The sequence below is a fragment of the Nocardia sp. 852002-51101_SCH5132738 genome (assembly GCF_001665695.1).
GTDB lineage: Bacteria > Actinomycetota > Actinomycetes > Mycobacteriales > Mycobacteriaceae > Nocardia > Nocardia nova.
Map to the genome: position 1 here is coordinate 1 of NZ_LZML01000144.1, position 24,942 is coordinate 24,942.

Annotated in this window: 17 protein-coding genes; 7 read left to right on the forward strand and 10 right to left on the reverse strand. The window is 60.3% G+C overall.

The features are described 5' to 3' along the window. Window positions 1–188: hypothetical protein (locus tag A5789_RS37955; RefSeq protein WP_231953292.1), on the reverse strand; the 188-nt coding region annotated here is incomplete at its 3' end. A gap of 519 nt (window positions 189–707) precedes the next feature. On the opposite strand from A5789_RS37955, the gene A5789_RS20380 reads away from it, so the two are divergent. From A5789_RS20380 to A5789_RS20400, 5 genes are read left to right on the forward strand one after another with little or no spacing between them, the layout of a single operon-like run. Continuing rightward, window positions 708–983, forward strand: a complete 276-nt coding sequence (locus A5789_RS20380; protein ID WP_197516672.1) for a WXG100 family type VII secretion target — start codon at window positions 708–710, stop codon at window positions 981–983. Further along, window positions 980–2,278: a hypothetical protein gene (locus A5789_RS20385; RefSeq protein WP_064901418.1), complete on the forward strand. Its 1,299-nt coding sequence runs from the start codon at window positions 980–982 to the stop codon at window positions 2,276–2,278. Before A5789_RS20380 ends, A5789_RS20385 begins: the two co-directional genes overlap by 4 nt. Further along, window positions 2,275–2,619 (forward strand): Imm8 family immunity protein, encoded by a 345-nt coding sequence (locus tag A5789_RS20390; RefSeq protein ID WP_064901420.1) that lies wholly within the window; start codon window positions 2,275–2,277, stop codon window positions 2,617–2,619. The genes A5789_RS20385 and A5789_RS20390 overlap by 4 nt, the downstream gene beginning before the upstream one ends. A 14-nt stretch (window positions 2,620–2,633) precedes the next feature. Next, the gene (locus tag A5789_RS20395; RefSeq protein WP_064901422.1) at window positions 2,634–2,942 is read left to right on the forward strand and encodes a hypothetical protein; all 309 of its coding nucleotides are present in this window, start codon (window positions 2,634–2,636) and stop codon (window positions 2,940–2,942) included. Window position 2,943: 1 nt separating this feature from the next. Continuing rightward, window positions 2,944–3,378: a hypothetical protein gene (locus tag A5789_RS20400; RefSeq protein ID WP_064923232.1), complete on the forward strand. Its 435-nt coding sequence runs from the start codon at window positions 2,944–2,946 to the stop codon at window positions 3,376–3,378. A gap of 377 nt (window positions 3,379–3,755) precedes the next feature. On the opposite strand, the gene A5789_RS20410 is transcribed toward A5789_RS20400, so the two are convergent. The 3 genes from A5789_RS20410 to A5789_RS20415 all read right to left on the reverse strand — a co-directional run bounded on the left by A5789_RS20410 (window position 3,756) and on the right by A5789_RS20415 (window position 4,767). Further along, entirely contained in the window at window positions 3,756–3,950 is a 195-nt protein-coding gene (locus A5789_RS20410) for a hypothetical protein (RefSeq protein WP_227462978.1), read from the reverse strand. A 178-nt stretch (window positions 3,951–4,128) separates the two neighbouring features. After that, window positions 4,129–4,272 carry a hypothetical protein gene (locus A5789_RS35775; protein ID WP_193615548.1) on the reverse strand — a complete coding sequence of 48 codons (144 nt, stop codon included), beginning with the start codon at window positions 4,270–4,272 and terminating at the stop codon, window positions 4,129–4,131. Between the two features lie 144 nt (window positions 4,273–4,416). Continuing rightward, complete coding sequence (locus A5789_RS20415; RefSeq protein ID WP_064923185.1) at window positions 4,417–4,767, reverse strand: hypothetical protein; 351 nt, start codon at window positions 4,765–4,767, stop codon at window positions 4,417–4,419. A gap of 167 nt (window positions 4,768–4,934) precedes the next feature. Between A5789_RS20415 and A5789_RS20420 the strand changes: the two genes are divergently transcribed. Next, complete coding sequence (locus A5789_RS20420) at window positions 4,935–6,428, forward strand: DNA-binding transcriptional regulator (protein ID WP_064923187.1); 1,494 nt, start codon at window positions 4,935–4,937, stop codon at window positions 6,426–6,428. Beyond that, window positions 6,412–6,981: a flavin reductase family protein gene (locus A5789_RS20425; protein ID WP_064923189.1), complete on the forward strand. Its 570-nt coding sequence runs from the start codon at window positions 6,412–6,414 to the stop codon at window positions 6,979–6,981. The genes A5789_RS20420 and A5789_RS20425 overlap by 17 nt, the downstream gene beginning before the upstream one ends. 116 nt (window positions 6,982–7,097) lie before the next feature. Here the strand turns inward: A5789_RS20425 and A5789_RS35780 are convergent, their stop codons facing one another. The 6 genes from A5789_RS35780 to A5789_RS20455 form a co-directional block, all read right to left on the reverse strand. After that, complete coding sequence (locus A5789_RS35780; protein WP_082940845.1) at window positions 7,098–12,443, reverse strand: DEAD/DEAH box helicase; 5,346 nt, start codon at window positions 12,441–12,443, stop codon at window positions 7,098–7,100. Window positions 12,444–12,445: 2 nt separating this feature from the next. Beyond that, window positions 12,446–13,483 (reverse strand): hypothetical protein, encoded by a 1,038-nt coding sequence (locus A5789_RS36725; protein ID WP_155525775.1) that lies wholly within the window; start codon window positions 13,481–13,483, stop codon window positions 12,446–12,448. Continuing rightward, window positions 13,480–15,567 carry a hypothetical protein gene (locus A5789_RS36730; RefSeq protein WP_155525776.1) on the reverse strand — a complete coding sequence of 696 codons (2,088 nt, stop codon included), beginning with the start codon at window positions 15,565–15,567 and terminating at the stop codon, window positions 13,480–13,482. Before A5789_RS36730 ends, A5789_RS36725 begins: the two co-directional genes overlap by 4 nt. Window positions 15,568–17,232: 1,665 nt before the next feature. After that, window positions 17,233–17,505 (reverse strand): hypothetical protein, encoded by a 273-nt coding sequence (locus A5789_RS38595; protein ID WP_321190252.1) that lies wholly within the window; start codon window positions 17,503–17,505, stop codon window positions 17,233–17,235. 75 nt (window positions 17,506–17,580) lie between these two features. Continuing rightward, entirely contained in the window at window positions 17,581–21,843 is a 4,263-nt protein-coding gene (locus A5789_RS20450; RefSeq protein WP_321190253.1) for a DNA methyltransferase, read from the reverse strand. 2 nt (window positions 21,844–21,845) lie between these two features. Next, entirely contained in the window at window positions 21,846–24,734 is a 2,889-nt protein-coding gene (locus A5789_RS20455) for a helicase-related protein (RefSeq protein ID WP_064923199.1), read from the reverse strand. Window positions 24,735–24,942: the final 208 nt, after the last annotated feature.

Here is a 24,942-nt window from a genome sequence, read left to right on the forward strand (position 1 = left end):
GTCACCATCGCCGTGATGACTCGACCGAAGGGGGTGTCCACCATGATCGTGAGATTACAGGCGAGCACCTCACCGCCCGTGCGGAAGGCCCGTGCCCATGCGAAGTGCGTCGTCGGGGTGGTTCCACGGGCGTCGCCGCGTTCCTCGCGAAATCTCTCGTCCGCGTCGTGGTATAGGTGCCGGGGCACAGGATGTTTCGGGTCACTTGGTTCGGTGGGCGTGTCGCGCGGCGGCGATTAGGGTGGCAATGAGCGGAAGCGCATGCTCGGCGCCATCTGGGCCTGGAGCAGCACCGGATTGATACCTCATGCTGCTGGAACCGATCACCCGGCGACACCGTCCTATAGGTTGTACGCGTTGAGCATGAGGCTCGAACAGGGGGAACGACTTGGCAGATCGGGTGGACGCAGATCCCGCTGCGATGCATGCGACTGCGGACTGGTTGCAGGGGATCGCGGATGAGCTTGCCGATGTCGTGGACGCTCATATGCGTGCGGTGTGGGCCTTTCTCGGTGGTGATTGGCAAGGTCCTGGTCCGAGTGGGAAGAGGGCGCGCGCGGGGTTATCGGTTCTTTCATCGCTGACGTGGGCGCTTTGCGCAGTGCGGCAAGCGTGCTCGCCACCACGGATTCCGGCTCGGCGGGTTCGATCAGCCGCGCCGGCGTCACCGACAACCCCGGGCGGCAGTAGTGCCGGCGAATTACCGGGTGGATCTCGATGGCATGCAACGGCTGATCGACGCCACCGCGAAGCTCGAGTCTGCCCTCGAGTCGAAGGCCGATGAGATCGCCCGGCGCATCGACGAGTTGCACGTCGAGTGGACCGGTGATGCGGCGAAGGCGCACAGAGAGGCGCACGACGCACGGATCGCGGCGGCTGCCGAAATGCAAGGCGCACTCAACGCCTTACGGCTGAAACTGGCTGCCGCGCGCACGGCCTATCACGGTGTCGGGCCGACCAATATCGGAATGTGGCCACAATGAGCCCGCCGACGGTGCCGATCATCGTCTGCCGCGGCGATGAATATCATTCGGCTGCTGAAGTTTTCGGCCAGATGGCCACCGACACTCAGACCACCCACGGTGGCCTGATGACGGTCCTGTCCACGTACGCTGGGATGGCCGGTGACGATAGCGTCGGAGCACAGTGGGCGGCGTCCTACGATCAGGCCGCACAACTCGCCATTTCGACGTCCGCGAAGTTGGCGACGGCTTGTGGTCAGACACGGGATCTGATCGCGGTCGGTGCCTACAACCACGAGGTGGCCGAAGTCGCCGCGGACCATCGCGATCTGCCGCCGCCGTCGCCGCCGCAACTTCTGCCTGACCCATGCCTCGCCGAAACGGTGCCGTCCGCTGCGGGGAGCGGCATTCCCGAGCCGTTCGGGTGGTCATTCATCAAGGATCTCGTCGGTTGGACGTGGCCGAACGGGCATCAGGATCAGCTGAATTCAGCGCAAGCGGCGTGGCATACGGCGTCGGCTGATTTTCGCACCGTTGCGGGAGAGGAACAGCAAGCGGTCGACCTGCTGAGTAATCAGCAGTCGCCCGAGATCGAAATTTCCATTCAAACGTGCAACGACCGTAGGGACGATTTCAACGCTCTCGCCGATGCGTGCCAGACCATCGGCGATGCGTGCGGAAATTTCGTCAACTATCTTGATGAGGCCCATCACAAGATCCTCGACGAACTCGAGGAATTCGCGATCGAAACTACAGCCTGGGAGGTGGGTTTCGCGATTTTCGCGCCGATCACCGGATCATTGTCCGAGTGGGTCGGAAACTCGGCTCTCGCCGGGCGGGTAGCGGTGAAGGCTCGCCGCATCGCCATGATCATCGCTGATCTTGCCGGGAAGGTGGCGAAGATCGTCACCGACGCAGTCGTCCCGCTCATCGAGCGGATGAAGCCGCTACTCGAGCGCATTCGCAAATGGGTTGACGAAGCTGAGATCAGAGTCTCCAGCGGCGGTGGCCCTCCCGGCCTGAATTGGGAGAAGGTCAGTGGGATTGTGCGCGACGCAAGGAAAGGAAAGGGCAACTTCGGCGTCGGCGAGGGGACGGTTCAGGAGGCAGAGGCGGCCGGTCGAGCATGGGTTGGACCGAATGCTACGGTCGCATCGGATGGCAAGACGCTGGTTAGCGAGGACGGTCTGCGCCAGTTCAGGCCTCCGAGCTACAAACCGAATCTTGGTCGCTATCAATGTAATTTCGAACAGAGGAATGTGCCGAATGGGCGATGGCAAGGCAATGGGCACCTCGACATCACGGACTTGCCGTGAAGGCTGAGCTGAAGCGTTTGCACAGTCCGGACGCGGATTTGGCCAGTGGGAATCTGCCTGAAGACTCGTTGTTCGTGCAGTTGATGATCGGCCCCCTGGGTGCTCCGGGTGAGGAATCGTTCGACGTCATCGTCTGCACCCCGCAATCGCGAGATGGTGTGATGGATCCGGCTGATCCGGAGTCGGGAAAATACCTCCTTGTTCTCGACCGCATCGACGTTGATCTGCTCGAGCGATATGTCCAAGATTTCCTGCGAGACCTCGATCGACCCACATGGCAGGAGCTTGCCCGAGAGATAGGGAAACTTGGCAGGTGGGAGTTCGAGGACTACCAGCCATAGGCGGAGGAACCGACGTGGCGGAGTACGCCTACCTGGTCTGCAGGGCGAACGAGACAATGTTTGCCTTGGGCAAGGCGGTCAAGAAGCCGAACGGCGATGTCGACTACTTTCATCGCGTCGACCCGACCGTGCCCAGCAACTCCGGCAACACTTTGCTTTCGAAGGCGCTGTGGAAGTTCGTCGCTGAATACGGGCCCCGCGGATTGGTTGTCGTGAGCGAATACGATGATGACTTCGAAGCCATAGCCGAATACCGGGAAGTCGGTGGCGATGAAATCGGCGACATCAGCTTGGAGCAATATGTCGCGGGTTGGCCGGGGTGACATGACTGACTTTCAGGCGTGGGAACAACAACTGCAGCAGAGCCTCGAGCAGGTCCGTCGAAACGGTCAGCAGCTGGCCGAGGCTGCAGCTGCAATCCGGGGTCGTGGTGAGACCCAGGGCGTCCTCGTCGAATTGGATGCGCATGGTGACATCACCTCGTTGCAGATCGCACCGGGTGCGATGCGCTGGAGTAGTGCTCAGCTGACCAGCGCTCTGCTCGACTGCCACCGCAAGGCGCGCGCCGAGGTCAAGGTGAAGGTCGACCGGCTCATCGCCGCTGCCGATCCGCGTATCAGGGAGCAGATCGAGCAGGTTCATCCTGTCGCGGCCGGGCCTGACGCCGAGCGATCGACCATGACCGATGAAGAAATGCGTGCGGCTGACGACGCGTACTTCGAACGGCGGAACCGTTATGGCGGCTGGACCGGTGGATAGCGTTGAATGGTCGTGATTCTCACGGTGGAAGGGCATCGCTGCCGCACCTGATACTTCGACCAGAGATCCAGTGCCACCCCACTTGGGTCTTTCGAGATGGTCTGCACGACAACGTGTCCCCGCGATCATTGGGTCTGTCGCACGATCTGGTACATGCCCTCGATGGGTGGGCGGCGCACTGGGACGCCATCTACGATCTCGTCGACGATCCTGCCGATCCGACGTTCGACTCACCGACTGACGAGGTTCAATTCTGGGAGATGGGTCGGTGCCTTGCCGGGCGCCTTCGGTCGGAATTGGGTGCGGGGTGGGAAGTTCGGCTCGACTTCGAGGGCCAGTGACCTGCATCGCGGACTTGTGCCCGGCGGCGTGGAGCGCTATTCGCTCAAGTACCGTTCGACTTCGGCCAGGGAGGCGGATTCGAATAGGCGCTCGCCGTCGTCGATGTCGACCAGAACCCATCGGGTGATCTGTTTCGGTTCGGCGATGAGTTGATAGCCGGCGCGGCGGGCGCGCGCCATCAGGAAGTGCAGACGCGCGGTCTCCGGGGTGATGTGGCGGTGGTCGATCATCGCGGCTGCCGGCTATCGGTGTGGGGCCGCCACTCGCGCAGGGCGTCGGCGAATCGTGTCAATGCGGTGATGTCCGGGGTGGGTGGCTGAAGCAATCGATAACTGGGGCATGTGATCTGAGTGCGGCCGGGTTCACGCCGTGGCAGTTGATCGAGCACGTATTCCTCCGCGGTTTCGGTCAGTAGCCCATGTGCGGCCGGTCGGCCGGGACCATGCGCTGTGCGGTGACGAGGTGGGCTTTGGCTTGCTGCTTGATCGGGCAGACGTCGATGGGGCAGTCGATGTGGCGCTGCATCACCGCATGGGCGAACGTGATGGTCATGGCCGGTACGCGGTGGTGATCGGTGACGGGTAACCCGAATGGTTCCGGTGCCGTCAACGGACCGGCGTGGGAGTCGGGGGTTCGTGTCGGCTTGTCCGAGTTCGTCAAAGCGCTTGTCCCTTCACGATCGGGATCGAGCGGTGGTCACTGTGAGGCTTCGATGTACTGTGCTGCGAGCCGGAACCGGGGACAGCCGTGCTTGGCGTGATCGGCCATCACGTGGATGGCGTGTGCTCGTCCGCGGATGGGTTCGGTGCTCTTGCAGCCCGCCGGTGAGTCGAGGTGGCGAAGGCCGACGGCGACGCGTTCGAGTAGGTCGCGGTTGCGGGTGTGCCAGAGTCGCAGGGTGGCGGCCATCGACCGGTTGTGCGTGCGCCTGATTGGGAGTCTCGGTAGTTCCTGACGCATGGGGTCGTCGTCCGGGGCGATACTGGTGCGGGTCGGCTCCACGCCGATCGGCTTGCGGGCACTGGTTTCGGCTGCGTGTACGGGCATAGCGGTCGGCTCCGGGTTCTGTCGGGGCGAAAGTCGAGCATGCGCCTCTGCGGTGTGCGGTAATGATTGGTTCCAGCATTGCCGCGTTGCCGCGCTCGAAGGACGCACCGAACCCGTACTGAGCCCGTACCCTGGCGGTACTACAGCGGAGGGGAGAACGCCGAGAGATGACGATCGTCAAGTGGACCGGGCTTGAGGTCGCGGCGCTGCGTACAGCGTTGCGGGACACGCAGATCCAGTTCGCCGACCGTATCGGGTGTTCTCTGGAAGCGGTCGGAAAATGGGAACGTCGAGGTGCCGACATCACCTTGGGCGCGAAGTACGCCGAGTGCATGGACACCACTCACCGAAGGCTCGATGATGAGCAGGGAGCGCGCTTTGAGCAGCTGATAGCAGAGGGACAGTCCGCGTGCCCGACAAGGCATTCCGGAGTTGACCGTAGTTCTCGAGTCGATACGCCAACCGCTTCGGTCACGTCGGACTTCCGCTCCCAAAACGGAAGGTCGTTCGCCGTTGCTGACGTCGTTACTGGCGGTCACGTTGACGCGGGACCGGAGATCCATTTGGACGATGGAGGTGATCCTACGAACCGTCGAGAAGCGCTGCATATGCTGGGCTTTTCCGCGATGGCTGGCGGTGTCGGTCTCGCTGGCATAGTGAACAATGTCGCGCGGGAGTCCGCGGAGTTGGTGAGCACAATCGAGCGTCCGCCGGTCGATCCGGATTCGCTTCACGATGCTGCTACGGACCTGTACCGGCTGGCGTCGGATTATGCGGTCGATCCGGATGTGTCCCAGATCTTCGCTCGGCTTACTGTTTTGCGTGATCAGATTGCGGCAGCGATCTACCGAACCGGCCGGGTCGCCGATCTTCGTGATCTGTACGTTCTGTTTTCCGCTACTTGCGTGCTGCTGGCCTCGGTTTCTCACGATCTCGCTGAGCCGCAAGCCGCGATGACGCAGACGAGGGCCGCGAGCCGGTTCGCCGAGCTCGCCGGCCATCGCTCACTACTGTCATGGGTGTACTGCACTCGGGCGATGATTACCTCCTGGTGGGATCGGCCCGAGCAGGTCTTGCGCGAGATCGATAGGGCTGGTGCTAAGCACGGTGTCGTTGGCGTGCGTCTGGGCGGTCTTGAGGCACGCGCCCACGCGCAGTGCGGCAACCGAGAATCCGCGTTGGGTGCGTTGCATGCTGCTCGGACTCAGCGGGAACGTCAGTCCCGCACGGACGAGTTGGCCGAGATCGGTCCGATTTTCACCTTCTCGTCGGCGCGCCAACACTATTACGACGCAACGACATTCGCCGGTCTGGGCGACTGGCTGGATGCCGAGCGAGAAGCGGAAGCGGTGATCCGGTGCTACGGACCGAATGCGAATTCGTCCTGGCCGGTCACCCTGACGTTGGCCCAGGCGAATTTGGCTCGGGCGCGGCTGCATCTCGAAGGCCCGCGTGCAGCCCTCGATACTCTGCTGCCCGCCCTGAAAGTCCCGGCGGTTCAGCACCTGCCCCAATTTCACTCCGCACTCCGATTGATTCACAGCGACCTGGTGGCTCACCCGTCGGCCGCAGGGACCGACGGCCGAACAATGCAGGAAGCCATCCGATCGTTCGCGATGGATACGACGATGACGAAGGTGGAGCATGGCCGGCTCGGTTGATGTGGCGCACCGGCTACTCGCGCCGCGCATCGCCTACCTGATCGGCACTAAGGACGAGAACGGCACTGCCAACCTGATACCAGTGTCCAACCTGACTTCAGTGTCCACGAAGCCGCAGCAGGTGGCGATAGCGGTGCTCAAACAGTGGAAGACGTACGAGAATCTGCTGACCGCCGACGGATTCACGGTGACAGTGCCGACCATCGAGCAGTTGGACTCGGTGTGGAAACTGGGCGCGCGCTATTCGAACTTCCCGGCGGCTGATCCAACCGAAAAGCTGGCGTCGTGTGGCCTCGAACTAGATCATGATGCCTCGCCTTACGGCCCGATCGCGCCCTCCGGGATCGGCTCGCTGAGTTGCCGGGTAGTGGCTCGGATCGATCTGAACGGTGACCACGGCATCACGGTGGGTGAGGTGGAGCAGGTGCGGTTTAATCGGGAATACCTCACGGCGGACGGCAAACCGAAGACCGCGACGCACCCGCTAATGCAGCAGACGGGGAATCTGTTCATGACTTCTGCGGAGGCGGCCGTGGCGGTCGAATATTATTGATGGCCTTCCTGCCGGCTATCGTCAGCGCTGCCCGGGACCGGCGAGGCCAACTGAAGCCGGCCGAACCCCGGACGCAAACACTGGGTGGTCGCATCACCGGGGTCCGGCCAACCAAATCACGCCAGTGGCTTGCCGGTGGTCATTCGACGATGCACTGCAGGTAGATCGCGTACCAGGGCGAAGTCCGGAATCGCTACAGCGTGCTCACCCGGGCGAGTCGCCAGGCGGAGCGAATTTTCTGCGTAGTTCTCGTCGAGCAGCGCGGGGTACACGCCAGCGACGATCTTCGAATTGATCTTGGACACCGAAAGTGGCCGTGTTGCAGCACTGTTGGGATCAACGGACCACCCTTCCAACTCGAAATAACGCTTCAGGGGAGCGAGTAGTTTCTCCTGCTGTTTCGGCGCCGGAAGCGCCGGAATCCTCCCATCGATCGCGTAGTCGAAGAGGAGTAGCGCGAGGTGCCGGTCGAGGCGGCCGTGCACGAATCGATTCCGGTAGTGGCGGAGGCACCGAGTGCAAGATCGGGCGCATTTGGCGGGACAATCGGCGAGCAAGGATCTCACCTGCCGGATGACTTTGTCAATTTCGCGGCCGGCGTCGGCGGAGTATCCGGCACCTCCCGATGCGGTGTCATAGAGGAATATTTCAGAAAGTCGTGTGCCCCTTTCAGGAGAAACTCGGTGTGAGTAACCCGCGCTGATCTCGTTGGGATCAATGTCGAGATGGATAGTCGACCCCAAAGCAAAGGCTTCTGCGAGGGTGAGAAGGGCGTCGTTGACCCACGGAAGAGTTGGTTCTAGGGAAATGGGTGGATTTGCAACAATTTCTAAGAGCAGCGCGTCGGTTCTAAATCGATGAGAAAGGAATATCTGCTTCCTGATCCGCCCACCGCAGGTCTGGCCCACACCGTGATTTATCGGTGTCAAGAATGGAACTGCGTGCTTGCCTATTGACGGAATAGTCGCGTCCGGCCACGCTGCGCCACACACCTCGCATACGCCGAACCCGCTGTCGCCATCGCCGCGATTCACCACAATTAATTCGATATCACGCTCGAAGCATGTGCGAAAATTCTCACCGAAGCCTACCCGCCATTGGAGATTCGAACGATCCACGAACTCTGGCATCTGTGCATTACCGGCATTTGTGTAAATCTGAATCTCATGACTTTCGTCGACTGAGGACGCGCCCTCAGGGTAGAAGCCGCTAGGTGACAGCAGGTCTCGCGGAATAAGATCTGAACCGCAGACCGGACAGCTGCCAGTCTTATCGGGGTCGGGACGGCTGTCGCCTAGTCGAACATATGGGCAGCGGGTACATCCAATGTACTGATCCAGCGGAGTGGCGAAGTAGGGGACCGCAGGGCGCCAGCGGTACTTTCTGTCTACTGGGGGGAAGTAGATTCCTCCACTGCGGTATGTCCGCTTATTTACGACGATCGTTCGCCCGGGAGCGTATTCGCTCACAGCTTGGATCTTGGCCAATTGCGGGCGTTCCGCGGTGATGATCCGGTTTTTTTCGTCGCGAGTCTCGATGTAGAATGAGCACACGTCAGTCGGAAATGCATATCGCGGTAGGAGACCAACATCGAATAGCACGTCGAGGAGGTTTATCCTCGTGCCGCCCTCCCGGGGAACGATCGACTCTGACTTTCCTACTTTCTCTAGCAACGTTAGGAATTCGAGTGCGGTTTCTACCGTGTAGTCGGCAAGTCTGGTTGATCGGTCAGCGCCAAGTAGATTCTCTGGTAACCAAGCAGTTAGCTGAATGACCGCCGGAGATTCTGGCGAACCAAAGTTGCATTCGGTCCACTTTGTGAGTGCTAGGAATGACAGATCGGAATCTTCATTCTTGAAGAAGTCTAGCGCTGAACCCAGGGCCGACATGACATCGCCGGACGTAACGCTCGGATGGTCTGGATGTATCGTCTCGTGGAAGAATGTCTGCAATATGTATGAGTGAATGTGCCGCCGAGCGAGTTTCTGATTGTCATCTTTGATCCGAAGTGCTGAGACCGGTCCACTGATCATCGTGTGAGGATTTTGAAAATAGTAGCTATCGTGCGGCGCCCCGTCGGCGTAGGTGAGAACCGTCGATACAGCGCTACCTCGTCGACCGGCTCGACCTGCGCGTTGCTGGTAGTTTTCGCGCATCGGCGGCATCGTGCGCAATGCGACAGCGGTAAGTCCCCCGATGTCGATCCCGACCTCCATAGTTGTAGTACAGCTCAGGACGTCGACCGCTGGTTCACCATCACCCAGCTCTACATTCTGGAAGCGTAGTTCGAATCTCTCCGTGGTCGCGAACGGTACTGTCTCATCACGCTGTGAGAGTTGGGCCGTGTGCTCCTCCGCATTGATGTGCATCGGGATTCGCCCGTTGAGTACCTCTAGCAGGGGAGCACGCAGGTGGTTTTTGGGTGTCCATGCGGAGGGGTGATCGTGACTGCACTTCTCAAGATTGACAGATTTGCAGTTGTAGTTGATGCACTTGTCAAGAAGGCCCATCGGAGCGATATGTCCGCAATCTGAGCAGCGCACCCAGGATTCTTTGAGCGCAAGACCGATTCGATATCGGCGTGGATTCAGAATGTCTGCTGACGCACTGTCCGCTTCGGCTGGCAGGGTAAATACGGAGAAAAGCAGCTCACGCATTTTCGCGGTCGGTTGCCCACATCGCTCACTGACCTCACGAAAAAATGTTTTGAAAGCATCTGCACCCCGCACTTCCTGATAGTACGGAAGAGCTTGGCGGCGAAGCGTATTCGGCAGGCGTGGGTCGAAAGCGCCATGCTCGAGCATTTGCAGTGTCCATGCGGAAATAATTTCGTCTAGCGCCGTATCTGTAAGCTGTACGCCTGCATCATGTAACCTATTCGCCAGTAGCTTTTTCGCGTTCGGCAATGGTGACAGCCAAATGGCGTGAGCCATCGTGAGAGATTTCGTGGGATGGCACAGCTGGCGGAATACAGCACTACGAAACATGATTGGAGCGTTCGGTTGCCACTCGAACTCAAATGCCGTCGAAAGGTCGGCGTCGTACGTCTCGGCGTATTGGCTCTTGTCCTTTTTGAGTCGAATCTGGTCGTCCCCGTCGAAGAAGGAAAGGCCATGCTGGTAGCAGACGGCAACGAATCCGGAATAGAGCTGGTTCAGGGCTGGTGGTTTGGTTAATGTTTTTGTGAGTTCGTGAATAGCGAGGACAAGGGTCTCGCGCATCGTCGAATCTTCGACATCACGTGGCAAGTCCCTCGCGAGGCGGGCTGCCTTCTGGCGACCGTCGGAGAAAACGAGTACCTTTCGCCCGCCGTTTGGGTTGTGTGGACTGCGCGGCAGAGTGGCCGCTTGCGTGGTGAACTGGTGTCGGATGAGGTTGGCGAATGCTGATTCGCCTGTCGTGGCAAGACTGGACAATGTCGAGTAGTTCGTATGCTCTGCCGTCTCTAGACACCGCACACACCGAGAAAACTGCTCGGTGGCAGCCTTTTTGCTCGGGTTGGCCCGATACAGCACACGTGCGTCCGCAGTGTTCGTCGGCACAATTCGACCTGTCTTGACGTCCAGGGCGACTGGGGCTACACGACTATAGATCTCGGGGTGCGGGTCTCCGAGGAAAAGTTTCATTTCTTTGAGCGGCTTTTCCTGGAAGATCCGTCCACCTGGTTCATGCCATAGGAAGTTTGTATCTTCTGTTGAGGTGTAGCCGCGGATGTACACTGCACCGCATTGCCTGTGTGAGAGGATCTCGTATACTCGGCTGCCACAATCGCACTGGACTCGAGGACTGTCATAGATCTGTCCAAGAACGCCGTTAACCCGGACTCCTTCAACAGCTGTGCAGCGCTGATCGATACAACCGAACAATGCGGGTGCGGCACGGTACATCATATGGACCCTGGATGGAAGGATTGGTTGATGCTCCCGGCCTGGCTGTGGGCGACGTGCAAATGCCCCGAGCATCAGCAGCCCGTCGATGGCCGTCTCCTTGGTGCCGGCGTCGGCATCGCCGAAGATTCTGCTGGCGAGTTCTCGAAGCTCGATGGCATGACCTGAGCACTGCTCGATGACCATGTTCGCAGGACCGAAATTGGCGAGAGCCTCACCCACGGATTGCCTTGCAACCTGGAGGGTTGCGTTCTTCTCGATTTTCACCAACGAACTGAACTCGCCAAGAGCCGCCTGCACTTCCTCGGCCGACTCCGCAAGAGAGAGCGCAGCGCCGTCGACTGTGGCCAGCATTGCCGCCTCACGTCGAGTAGCTTTCGCGCTTCTAGTTACCTTCTCGATGCTTCCGCGTACAACCGAATACTTTCTGGTCGGAGCCTCAGCCGTTAGTGCACGCGCGAATTCGATTGCTCCAGCGTCGCCATCGTTGGCTTGAAGGCTCGCGCTTGTCAGAATGCAGCGAATCCGGTCGCGAGTGATGCCGAGCCGCGCTCCGAGCCGCCGAATTAGTAGACCCACTTCAGCGCCGGTAGCGCCTCGGTACATGTGAGCTTCATCGAGAACGAGGAGGAGCTGGTTTCGTCCGTCGGACTGCAGCCACTTCCGGGTCTGGTCGAAAATTGGACGTTCGATAGGGCGAAGCAGCATGTATTCCAACATCGAATAGTTCGCGACCAGAATGTCTGGCGCGGTGAGCTGCATTTCGTGACGAGTAAGCAGCTCTCGATCATTGGGTCCCGTTTTGTATTGTTCGGCACCGGTCCTTGCGAACCGGGCGAGGTCCTTGGCCGGCCAGCGGCCACGGTCTTTCAACTCGTCAACGAGCTTGTCTTCTCGTTTTTCGAGCTCCCTGTAGTACTGGATCAGATCTGCGAGCCGGCGTTTATCGCGGTCTGGGGTGCGTGTGTTCGGGTAAGGAGTCCTCCCTGTATACATGCCGAAGTACGGGTGCCTGCCGCCTCGGTCTCGGAAGTACTGCGCGACCCGTTCGTCGCCGAATAGTTTGCGCAGACGAGATGTTTGGTCGCTAACCAATGCGTTCAGCGGATAGAGCAGCAGCGCTCGTACTGCAGGGCGGCTGAAGCTCGGTCGTTCAGCCTCGCATGCAAGCATGCCGAGAATCGAATACAGGAAGGTTTCGGTCTTTCCTGAACCAGTACCTGTCGCGACGATGAGATCAGAAGGTTTGTCGCGATGGAAAAAGAATTCGAGGGCCTCGGTTTGATGTCGATATGGAGGGTGGATGCCGACACTCGGAGTGAATTCGTGCAGTTCGGAAAGTATCTCACGGACCGGCCCCGGGACTTCGAGTTCGTTGAAGTGTGGTCCGTACATGTACGACGGTGTGATCTCGATGTGTGGGGTTTGCGCAATCACACCGGGGCGTTCAAGTAGCTTTCGACGGCGTTCAGTGAGGTTGGCGTCGTCGATTGGGGAGTTGGCTTCTATTGACTGGAGGAAGCTCTCCCGTATCTGATTCGCAACCTGGGTTGCGCCGACATCTCCTTCAGTCATCGCTACTTCCTCGCTAATTGGACGCCCAAGTCATCCATGATCTCTCGTACTTGCTCTCGGTACATCGTAGCCATGAATCTGCGCTCGAATTCCTTCGAGGGCAACCGCTTTGCGAGCGCGGTCAAAGCACGCATTTCTGGAGCCGGGACCGGGTTATGAAGTATGAGTTCTGCACTGTCGCCTGCGGATTCTTTCCAAATCCCTGTGGTGGGATTACCCGTAATCAAGTCGTAGCCATACATCAACCGGCGCGCGTCCTGGCGATCGACTTCATATGTGCCCCCGGCCACTCCATTCTCGACGCTCACGAGGCCGTAGACTCGCCAGTGATTCAAGACCGTTTGCCGGTAAAGATATATGCCTGTCAGGTCACTGATCTGTCGCTGCCAGCGACTGGATTGGAGGCATCCACGCCGCGCGGACTGAGGCAGATAGAACTCCATCGAATCCGTCGTAGTGCCGGCGACGATGTCAATCGACCTATTGAATTGTATTGTCCAGGTCTCGAGGTCGGTTGCAGGGCGGCGGGACCAGAGATGAAATTCTACTGTGGGTAGCCCCAGGAGATTGCCGACGGAACTTGTAGGAGCGTGGCGCGCTGCTCCCGAAAGAGTTATTTGACTTGCTATTTTCTGGTCTAGTATCCGCAATGGAATACCGCTGATGAATAGGTGTGGAGCATCGTTTTCCAGCTCGACGAGTACACCTCTGACGCTTATCCAATAGCCTTTTCCCAGCTCAGCTAGATCACCGATAGACGCTAGGTCTTCGAGCTGTTCTCGGAGTATCTGTCGACGATCGATATCGGAAAGAGCGGGATGGCCGGGAATGAGCCTCCTGTCCACGGATACTACGCGGTCTAGAAGAGTGCTTATGTAGACAGGTGTTTTGGCGTGGGTCGATGCCCACGCCACGGCGCGGAGAATCTCGTAGCGGCGCTCTTCGACTTCGAGGTCTGCTGGCAGTGCCAGGCTCCTCGCCAGCTCCCATTTGGCAGTGATGCCATCTATTGCCTCGAGTCTCAGGTCGCGGGCAGTCATGCCAGGCGCACCCGCAGTCGTTTGGCGAGACTTCGGTAACTCGCAGCCGTTTCATCTTCCAGAGAGAGAGTCCTACCTAGGCCGGCTACGAACTCCTCGTATTCGCCTTCGGCAAGAGAATTTGCCCCAACTGGAAGAAGGATGCATTCGGCGACAGAAAGGTGAATCTGCTCTTCCGTCTGGTGAAATTGCAGTGCGGATGCGAATCGTTGCGCCGCCGTCGTGACGTCCTCCGAGAATGGCCAGAGAGGTTCGACATCGGCCAGCAGGTTACTGAAAACATCGTAGTCTGTCCGCCCGATCGACTCTGGAGATCTAACGTGTGAGAATTCGTTTCCGCCTGCCCATGTGGGAATCCGGGGTATATCAACTGCTATTGCGTATCCCCACAGGTCCGGGCAGATTCGTGCCGAGGTGATGCCGGTCGCCATGGAGCCAGCGAGTCGTAGATTTGGGTGCGGCTGCAGCGAGGCGAATCCGGTATCCTCCCAGTGGCTTTGCAGCCATGGGACGAGATAAGACTCCGTGGGTGCCTGGTTGATACCTTCGAGTACGACCACAACCTCCCCCGTAGCCGCCTCCGAGTTTGCAGCCTCAAGGATTCCATAGTGGCTTCGGAATGCGCCAGGCTTGGCGGAATGCAGCCCGAGGAGGTCTGTCGGGTGCAGGAAGTCATGTGCGACCGGAATGCGGGCGACACGGCCGCTGAACATTAGATTGGCGATCGCTGAGAGCGATGCTGGACCTCCGTTTCCCAACGTAATTGGCAGGAGGCCCGCACTTAAGGCTGCGAAAAGTCGTTGGGCGGCTGGACCCTTTATGCCCGACGTCTTGACTGCTGTATTGAACTGCTTTTTGATCGCATTCTTTTCCGTCAGAATTGATTTGGCAATGGGGCGCAGATTAGGGGACATAGGCGAGGGTGAACTGGACGAGTGTGCCGGCGCACTGTTCTTGGTCAAAGCCTGCGCGATTACCGATGAAGTGAGACGCTCGCGCGCGCCGTTTACGAGTTCCTCTACAGCAACCGCGACATCGCCCCGGAGCTCCTCATTGCGGGTCTTCACCTGTTCCTGTGCGGTGATGAGATCTTGGTGTGCCTGGACAATTCGCTCGTTCAGCTGCTGGAATTCTGATCCTGCGGCATTCAGATCCTTTTCGAGATCGGCCAGTCGTTTCGTTTCCAGCGCGACTCTATTCCTTATCTCATTGAGCTCGTCCTTCTCGGCATTGGCTCTCGCTTCTTCAATTGCCTGGTCCATCAGTGCGGCTACAGTCGGCAGCCCTGTCAATGTATACGCAATCTGCGATGCCAGTTGGTGTTGGGCGTCAGCCTCCTTGCACGCCTGCAAAGCGCGCTGGACGCGCTGACTGTCGAGAGAATCACCGCCCGAAGCATTCCGATCAGTTATCCAATTGCTAATCTTAGTCAGCGTTTGCTTCGTTGCCTGAATATGTGTCTCGTCGAAGTCGAGGTCGGTAAGCGTTGATACTGCGAGTGTGGTCACGTCGTCCAAAATCTCGTTGATCGGACGGCAGTCGATGTAATCGTGAACGGGTAGGTGTTTAATTCGATCGCCAACCAAGTATCCGTCGAAATTGGCCACAACCATACCGTTCGTGCGGCGTATCTCAAGCCTCTCTGGGTGTGGTGCGACAGGCTTTCTCTTGACCAACCGGAGTGGTCCCAGGAGTATGTCTCCCTCGCACAGCAAGAATATCTCTGTAGTATCGTTTGCCCAACGTGGGATAGCTAGCTCATTGATATTTTCGATGACACGATTAGCTGGTCCCTCATCGCGCCTATCGATCACCACATTGGCTGCCCGAACTGATGAAAGTCGAAATATTTTATCTCCCTTGCCGGGTAATTTGGGAGCCTCGGTGAGTTCCGCAATTATAGGCGCATTAGTCTCTACATGTGAATCGTTTTCTATTTTCAGTGGATGGCTCGGCTTGAATGTGGCGGGGTCGGCGTCTTGCCATTCGTTATCGACAAGTGCGAATAATGGTTCCATTCGCTTGTTGGTGCGGCTCCTGACGGTTATCTTGCCGAGGACAACTGTCCCAGTTTCAAGGTTCATCGTTGAATTCTCCAGTACTGATTCGAGTTACGCCGACCCTCCAACACCCAGTAGGGCCTCGGTGTCCTATCGTCGGCTCGTAGGGTGACAAATGCGGAATCCCATTGCGATCGATTTGTCTCGTTCGGAGATGATTGCCTAATTCGTCGAATGTCTGAAGTCGATGCCAAACGCTGAGGCGTAGTACCGGTTGTGTCCGTGCGGCAATCTGCGTCAATAATTTGGCGTGAATGTCGCGCACTTATGATTCGGATTATGCCGAAGCTTCCCGCGTCTACCTCGAGCATGCACGCGTTTGAATCAATGACTCTAAGCCAATTGCGGACACTTTCGCTGTCCGCATGGGATAGCCGTGTGGGCGGCTTATGTGGGTAGTTCACAGTCGCAGTGAAACGAAGAGAGAGTTCAGTGTCGATCCCAAGCCGTGGTTGCCTGATCTCTTCGATTTCGATAACCGAGTAGGGATTGCACACTCGGCCCTCAACGGTGATACCCCAGAGCTGTGAGTGGCCGAATTGCTTCCCGTGCGTCGGCAGATCTTCTTTGACTACGTGTATTTGGTCGCCTGAACGTGTTCGGAGACGAGCTTCGTGGAAGTTTCCAGATAACCTAACGAATTCGTCTGGACTGCGGAGTCTCAGTGGTTGAAATTCCAGGCTTGATTGTGCAACTATCGCCTCGGCTACAGATGATGGCGCAACAATGGCACAGTCATTGGCTCTGATCACGTGCGTCTCGTCGTTCCGGTAGTCAATCGGAGGCGTAAGGACTGTTGATGGATCATGAGTTTCGGCGATCGCGGTGCCAAGTTGTGTGAGCCACCGCGAGTAGTCAGTATCGGAGGTTTGAGGGGCGACAAAGTGCCAGGCGGCGAATCCGTCATGGTTTTCAAGCTTGCTGGACCTCAGCCAGCGCGGCGGTGACGTCGGCTCCTGAGCAACGAACACAGCTGATCTACCGAGGTAGAGCGGCCGACTTGCGGTGCATAAGACGTAGTCGCCACCTCTGTCCTGGCTGAAAATAGCGCCCATCGCTGGGATTTCCTGGACAGTGTTGTTCCAGCGGTTGACATCCCACCGCGGCCATTTTCCCTGTGTGTAGGTTCGGCGGATCTGGTTAGCTGGGTTGACTGTGACAGTCGAGGTGCCGGCACCAGGCCACAGTTCGAGGCCGTTGATCGATGTCATATCGCCATTCTGATGCAGCAGCCCAACTGCTAGGGCTCTCAGGTCCCGGGGTTCAACCGACCTGATCTCCTCTTCCTGGAGTTCTGGCAATTTGAAATAAAGGGTCCATTTGGCATCGGCGCAGGCGAGTCGAAGGGGGAATCGTGTGTCCTGATGGGTGTCCCACTGAGAAGAGGCACCCAGGCCGGGGTGATAGTCCGGACAGCTTGGAGATGCGTCGTTGTGCCGGAAGTAAGCCGCATTGATGTCACCTTTGGCGAGCGTTACAACCTTCCAACAGTGCGGGCACGTGAACGGATGGTTCTTCCTTGCAACGTCTGCGTCAACAAGCGATTCGCTATGCCAATCAATCGCGTGTTTCAACTGTGCGACCCTCCCCTCGACATCGACCTATGCGTGCTACTACCGACGGTGGCCGACCCTTGTTTGGTTCCGCTAAGGCGCGAAGGTATTCCCGCGTCATTGCACTTCCCCGACATCAAAGCTTGATCGCTGCGAGCGTGGAGAAGTGGGCGTGGGCTAGTTGCATGTCATGCTCGCGGTCTACGCCTCTGATCGGTTCCTCGTAGGTGATGCCGTCGACGGCTAGGTCGGATGGGGGGAGGCCATCCTTTTTGCGGTATTCGGAGGCTAGTTTGGTGGGGAGTTGGCGGCCGTTGGCGTCGTAGAGGGCTTCGCGTTCGTATTTTTGGAGGACGGGGAATTGGGTTCGGTAGATGGTTAGGAGTTCTTCGGCGGTTATGCCGAGCATGATGGCGACTATGGCGTCGATTTCGACTTGGGCTTGCCGGCGGTCGGCGGGTTTGCGGAGGGGGGTTTGCCAGGCCTATTTGTTTTCTACCTCGCCGAGGCTTCCCTTGTTGGGGTAGTCGGTGCCGATGTTGGGGACCCAGGAATCTTGTTGCCATTCGTCTGAGTACAGCTCCTCCCAGAGAGGGGCGTACTCGCGGACCAGGCAGTTGAGGCGAAGGGTGCGGAGGATCAGGTGGGGCTCTAGGGGATGGTTACGTACGTGGGGCAGGCGGCGGATGACCCCCTGGTTGAGCTCCGCTACACCAGCTGCTTTAACGAGGAAGTCCGCTGGGATGGATGCCCAAATGCCACTAGCCACGGCAAGATCCGCGTGCGTGGGCAGTGCTGCAGTCAGCACAGGGTGTACGTGACAAGGACCGGGCGGCAAGATTGCGGAGTGGAGGGTACGGACAGTAGCCGAGTCGGCCATGCGGCGCCAGGCGAGGCGGAAGTAGTTCGAGCTGGGCTCGTCGTGCCACTTCGGGTAGGCAGCTAGGTAGTCGGGGAAAGGGCGGGCGACCTGGTAGTTGGTTCTGGGGATGAAGGTTTCCGGGATCGACTCGAGGTCGATGGCAGCGTAGTCGCCGCCGCTACGCATTGTCGGATTGCCTTGCTGGTAGATCGGGGTGGCGACGGTAAGATTCGGTCCCTGAAAGATTACTTCTTGCCACGTTGCCGGAGTTGCTGAGCGCGATTCGAAGTAGCCGCTTTTCCGGTCAGCCGTCTCGTGCCAACCGGGGGTCCAGTCGAACTCGACGTCGCTGAGTCGTGTTGCGGCGGCAATCTTATCGAGTACAGCGGCGCTCGCCCTGTTTACTGGGTACAGCATCCGGGCGGCGGCGGCTGGTGTTCCGGGCTCATCGATGAGACTGGCCCAGCGTGCTAGCACGGATTCGTCGACTCGGGTTATGCGGTCTGCGTGCGGGCGCAGATCCCAGTTGTCCTGGTCATCCCGAACTGACGGTGACGGGCCGCTGCCATCGTGTTGGAAGGAACGTTCGACCACGCTCGGGGCGAAGATCCATGCGGCGTGGATGAAATCGACGGTATCAGGCTGGCCGTAAACATGAATCCCAAACGTCTTCTTATGGCCTATCTCTGGGAACTGGTACGTGTTGTTGTGAAAGCGATAGTGTCGGCGCAGCCTGGCGTAGCAGTGCCGGCGAAGAATCGCCGCACGGACTTCGGTGAAATGACTTTCCGGATGAATGAGGGTAATGATGCCGACGGTGCTTGCGGACCGCCACGTACGTTCCATGAAGCACCGGTACAGGTCGGGCTGTAGTCCGGTTAGTGGAGGTCGGTCGACGCCGGAGCCGAGGTGGGCCGCCTGTGCAGCCTGTGCGGCACGCTCCTCGAGGAACATCCGGCGGACTTTCGGAACCGCCAGCGCTTCTTCGATTTTCCGCCGCTTCTCCGCCTCCGACGGCTTGTGCGCCAATTGCCACCACGGATCGTGTTCAGCAAGTACTCCGGCCTCGTCCCAGTCCGGTCGCACCCACGGCGGATTACCGGCCTGAAGGTCGAAACCGCCCCGCGCGAACACCGGCGCGAAGTCCAGTTCCCAATGGAAGTACCCGTCCCGTTCTGCGACATCGGCGGCCACAGTGAGCCAGGGGTAGCGATCGAAAGCGGTATCGATCGGTCGGGCGCCGGCGAAGGAGAGGTCCAATTCTTCGGTCTCGTCGAGAGCGTCCCACTCTAGGCCACCGACGAAGTTTATTTGGTTCTTGGACGGTGCTTTGGACTTCGGCACTGGCCGCGGCTTGCCGTGGGGAATCTGGCCGAGGACGGCCTCCAAGCCGCCGAGCCATGAGTCTAAGGAAGGTGGCGCGATGTGTGAGGTGAGCGGCCAGGACCAGAGCGCGCACCAGGCGTCCATGGCTCGGCGCAGTCGCTGGAAGACGCCGTCGGGATTGCGGAGGACCTTCTCGATCTGTTCTCTGGTGACGGCAGGCGTGTGGGGTGACGGTTCGGATCCCCACAGCTGGATGTCGCGCCGGATCTCGGATTCGGCGATGGTCAGGCGGCGGAGGGCGAAGTCCCATAGCGTCTCGACGCGCTGCGCGAGGCCCTGCAATCGGGCTACCTGGTTCTTGGTGGGCGACTTGCGGATCTCGTTGCGCCACAGCCGAAGTTCTTCACGCTTGTCCGGCGCGTAGGTCCTCGCCTCGCTAGTGTCGACTACGGCGCCCCAACCTTCGGCGGGGAGCAGAAAGTGGTGGATACCCGCGCCGATCTCGGTGCCGAGCGGTACGTTCTTGGGAACTGTCTTGAGCCACGCCTTCTTGGCGAGTTCGTTCGGCATGTACACCGCGCGTCGGGCGCCGATCAGGGAATTGCCGCGGCGCAGGTGCAGGCCGAACCAGGGAGCCTGCAGGCCGGCGACCATGGTGTCGAGCCAGAGCGAAATCTCGGCCAGTTCTACGGCGGTGGCGTTGAGGTCAACCCCGTACACCTGGTGCAGCGCGATTTGGGCTTTGACCTTCTGCAGTTCGACCGCGTACTGATCGGCCTCGATGCGCTCATTGCGTTCGTTCTGCTTGCGCTTCAAGTATTCGGCGGCCAGTTGCCGGACCGCTTCGATGGCGAATGCACCCGATCCCAGCGCGGGCTCGCAGATCGTGAGCTGGAGGATCTCGTCGGGGGTCGTTTCGGTGCCGTTCTGGTCGAGAAGCTCCTCAAGCGCCTGCGACACAACGAACTTCGTCAAAACCTCGGGCGTGTAGTACGACGCCGACTGCTGGCGTTCGCGGCCGGCGAGGCGGAAGACGAAGGTGCCCTCGCGGTGGATCACCGGTTTGAGTTCGTGGGTGTCGGGATCTTCGGCGCGGACGAAATCGGATTCGGAAAGGTGGTCGGCGCGGTGCACTGGCACTACCCAGGAACCCTTTTCGGGGTTGCCGTCCTTGGCGACCTCGTACAGGTCTTCTTCGGCGAAGAACCCGGTATAGGACATCAGCCCCTCGTACACCGCTCCCAGCTGGTTGATGCCGAGTTCGGCGTAGCTGATGAAGCCGCGGTCGCCGCCCTTGCGGCTCTTGGACTCCTTGGTGAGCAGCAGGTGTTCGAGGACTTGCTGGGTGGCGGCGTTGCCGAGGCTCACCTCGTCGATCAGGGCGGTTGCCTTGGGGGAGAACAGGTCTGCGCGAAGTGGGTTGAACTCGAGGCCGGGGGCCGGATCGTCGAGGACGTGCTCGCGAACGGTCGGGGTGTGGCCACGGTCTACGAGGTCGAACAGCTTCTTGAGCGACTCGTACAGATGCGTCCCGGTTCGGGCCCGGTGGGAGACGAGTTCTGTGAGGGTGAGTTCACGCAGCCGATCGAGTCCGTACCCCTCCTCGTACTCGGCGGCACCGGTGGGCAGCACCTGCATCTCCGGCGACGCTTCGGCATACAGCAGGAACAGGATTCGATACAGGAACCGCAGCGAGTGTTTGGCGAGTTCATTGCCGTCGATGCCGTCCATGGTGAGGCCGCGTTCGGCACGCCGCCGGACCACCTCGTTGGCGATGATTTCGATGGACAGCCGAATGCCTTCGCGCAGGTCCTTGGAGACACCGACGGTGTGCTTGACGGAGTCTTCGAGGACGCCGGTCCACCAGATGTTGCCGTCGGCGTCGGCCTTCAACGACTGGTAGCCGAAGAGGGCTGCAGCGCGGTCGATTTCGCCGCCGCGCGCCTCGTGGCGGCGTTCGACCACGACCAGCAGGTCCATCGCCAGGTAGCGGCCTTCGGCCCAGCGTTCGGCCTCGGCGAGGAGCAGCCATTGTCCGCCTTGGACGACTACGAATGCGGGTGGGGTGTCGGAGCGGAAGGCTGCGGAGACGGCCTTCGATGCCGATTCGATCGGTTTGCCGTCCTCGGTGGCGGGGGTGATGAGCCGGCCGGTTTCCGGGGCGAGGAGGTCTTCCAGGGCGTCGACTGGTTTGACTTGCAGGAACAGCACATCGGGGAGGTCGGGGAGCTGGGCTTCCGGGATTTCCAGCTCGGAGCCGGCGCGTTCGGCTGTGAAGGGGGTGAGTTCGCCGTGGTAGCCGAAGGCGGCGCGCACCTGGGCGTGAGCCTTGGGGGCGGCGAGGGGATCCTCGGACAGGCCGGCCAGAGCGGTTTGCAGGTCGCGGGCGGCGGACAGCAGCGTGCTGCGGACCGTGGAGCGGCCCTCCTTGGCCTCGGCGTCCCAGGTTTTGCGCAATCCCAGGACCTTGCCGTGGAAGGACTCGTTCACCGAATCGGTGGTGAAGTAGTGCTCGCTGATCCAATCCTCGCCGACGACGATGGAATCGAAAGAGGGCATGGTCACTGATCCTTTTCGGGGACGATCACGAGCAGTGGTCGCACCAACTGCTGTGTGGGAGCGAGGGATTCGGCGAGGCGCTGCTCTTCGAGGATGCGTTGCGACAGCTTCTCGACCTTCTTCTTCCGGCCGCTGAACAGGTCCAGCTGTTCGGCGCCGGTATGCCAGCGGTCGGCGCGCTGCCGCCAGGCGTCGAGGCGTTCCTGGGCGGAGCTCTGCTGGGCGTCGAGGATCATCTTCATCGACTGCGCGGCCTCGCGGACGGCGACCGGGATCAGCGGTTGCAGCTGGTCCAGATCGTGCAGCGGGCCCGGGTTGGAGGTGCCGGGACGCAGGCCGGTGGTGGTGGTCAGGAAGTTCAGATCCTCCATCGGCTCGACGAGGCAGAACGACGGGTTGCCCGGGTTCGGGAATTCGGCCTTCGAGAAGACGCGGGACACGAGCTGGCCGCGGCGGTTCATCAGGGTGCCCATCAGCAACACCGTCACGTCGTCGACCTCGCCGCGGATGGCGAAGATCTGGTTGCGGCCCAGCGCGCTGAGTGCTCGGTCGCTGGCCCAGTCCAGCACTGGATGCAGGGGACCGAGGAAATGCGCCTCCGGCCACGTGGTGTCGTTGATGCCCTTACCTTCTCGCGCGGCACGCAGTTGGGCGTCGCCGACGGCGGTGGAAGTGGCCAGTTTCAGGCGTTCCAGGACGCGGCCGTCGCGCAGATAGTTCTGCGGGAGTTGGCCCAGGCGCTGTTTGAGGTCACGGGGTGGAATCAGTTCGGCGATACCGTGATTGGTGTGCCGCGTCCAGCCGACGCCGCCCGCGGCCGGATCGGCGTGCGGGACGTCGTGGAAGGCCGCGCGCAGGGCCTCGTCGAGAAAGCTGATGTCGTCGGGGTACAGGCTGAGGCGGGGTTCCTCCGGCAGCTCGGCTCGGGTGTCGTCGTCATCCAGGTCGAATTGGGCGAAGAAGGCGTCGAAATCGTCACCTTCGGCCACCTCCTCGATACTGCGAACAGCTTCGTCGAGCGTGGTTTTGCGGGCGAGAACATCACGGATTGCCGATTCCTCCTCTCCCACACTGTGTTTGCCCATCAGCGAAGCGACGTCGCCCAGGGTGGTGTGGGCCTCGTTCTCCCGTTCGAGCAACCGCGACAGGACGCGCAGGTCGCCGGAGAATTCCGGGTCGGCGGGTTCCAGGATCAGCGACGAGATCACCGGTGGGTGTTTCTGGCCGTACCGGTCGATGCGGCCGTTGCGCTGCTCGATGCGGATCAGCGACCACGGGATGTCGTAGTGAATCAGGTGGTGGCATTGGGCGTGCAGGTTTACGCCTTCGGAGGCCACGTCGCCGGTGACCAGCACGCGAATGGGGGAGGTCTCCAGTTTGAAGCTGTCGACGATCTGTTGCTGCTCCATGTCGGACAGGCCGCCGTGCAGCATGACGACCGCATCAGGCTTCAGGCCCAGCGCGGTCGGGAGCAGGTCGGTGAGCCATTTCAAGGTGGCGACGCGTTCGGCGAAAACGACTGCGCGCGTGTCGGACTTCGGGCCGATGCCGATCTCGCGGAGGCGGTCAACGAGTGCCGCCTGTTTGCCGGCGGATTCGGTGAATGCCTTGTCGTTCAGGTCGGCGAGACGGTTCAGGGCTTCCAGTTCGGTGCGCTGCTCGGCGCCGTGCGGGCCGCCCTTCTCACGGAGTTTGTTGCGGCGCTGGTTGATCGATTCACGGAGGGCGGAGGGGGAGGACAGGAACGCTTTCGCCAAGGTCCACGGGAACAGCGCTTTGGTTTCACCCGAGTACGGGGAGCGGCCCGACTCCGGATGCAACCACACCTGCGAAAGTTCCTGCGCGACGAGCTCTTCCACGGGCGACGGCGTGACCAGGCGATGGACGGGTTCGGCACGCTCGGCCCAGTCGCTACCGACCTCGGCGGCGACCTCGTCGTGGTGGCGGTGGCGGCGGATCAGCAGCGACTGCACATCCTCCTTGGTGAACGAGCCGTCGGCCGCCACCGCGGTCGGGTCCAGCAGGCGTAGCAGTTCGGCGAACGATTCTTCGCGGCCGTTGTGTGGAGTGGCCGAGGCCAGGATCAGAGCCTCGGTATTCGGGGCGAGGATGCGGGCCAGCTCGTTGTTCAGCGTGCCGACATTGGTGAGGTTGTGCGACTCGTCGATCACCACCGCATCCCAGTGCTGACGCTCCAGATGTGCCTTGTAGCGGGGGCTTTTGAGGGTGTCGATCGAGATGATCGCGCGCTTGTAGTAGGTGAAGGGATTGCGGGTCGCGGGGAGCTTCTGGCGGACCTTCTGGATTCCGGCTGAATCCAGGCGCACGAACGGGAGCGCGAAGCGGCACCAGAGTTCGTGCTGCATCTGTTCGAGGACGTGTCGTGGGGTGACGATGAGGATGCGTTCACCGCGACCGCGCCGGACCAGTTCGGACAGGATCATGCCGATTTCAAGGGTCTTGCCCAGGCCCACCGCGTCCGCCAGCAGGATGCGGGGCCGAATGTGTTGCGGATCCAAGGCTTTCGCCACTGCGGCCCTCTGATAGCCGAGGGAATCCGCCAGCATCCGCGTGGAGACCGCGAGCGTCTGGTCGCCGTAGGGGAACGGAGTTTTGCGCAGCAGCGACTCCAGCCACAGCCGCGAGTCCCGATAGCCGGATGAGCTGTCGGCAACGACCTGTGCTTTGGCGGGATCGAGGACCTCGATGTCGTCGAGGCTGCGGTAGAACGTCGCGGTCGTGTCGCCGACCAGTTCCGACAGACCCCGCACCCGGAGCAGCCACCCGTCCGAACCTTGTTCGGCCGAGGTGACCAGCCACTCCTCGTCGCGGACCACCACGATCGAACCGGGGGCTACCTCGAAGGTGTCGGGCTGCTCGGCGAGGGTCATCGACGCTGCTCCTGGGGACGGGTGTGGGCGGGCCAATCCAGTATCGGTGCTGGGGTTCGAGATGTGACACGGCGGTGGTGCATGTCGGTTGTTCGAACGACACGTAGCGATGTCTCCGCTCAATATGCTCACGATCCGTGAGTAGAGACTCCGGGGCGGATCGGCAGGATCAGGTAGGGCGCATCGAGGCCCAAGTGAAGGCGAGTGG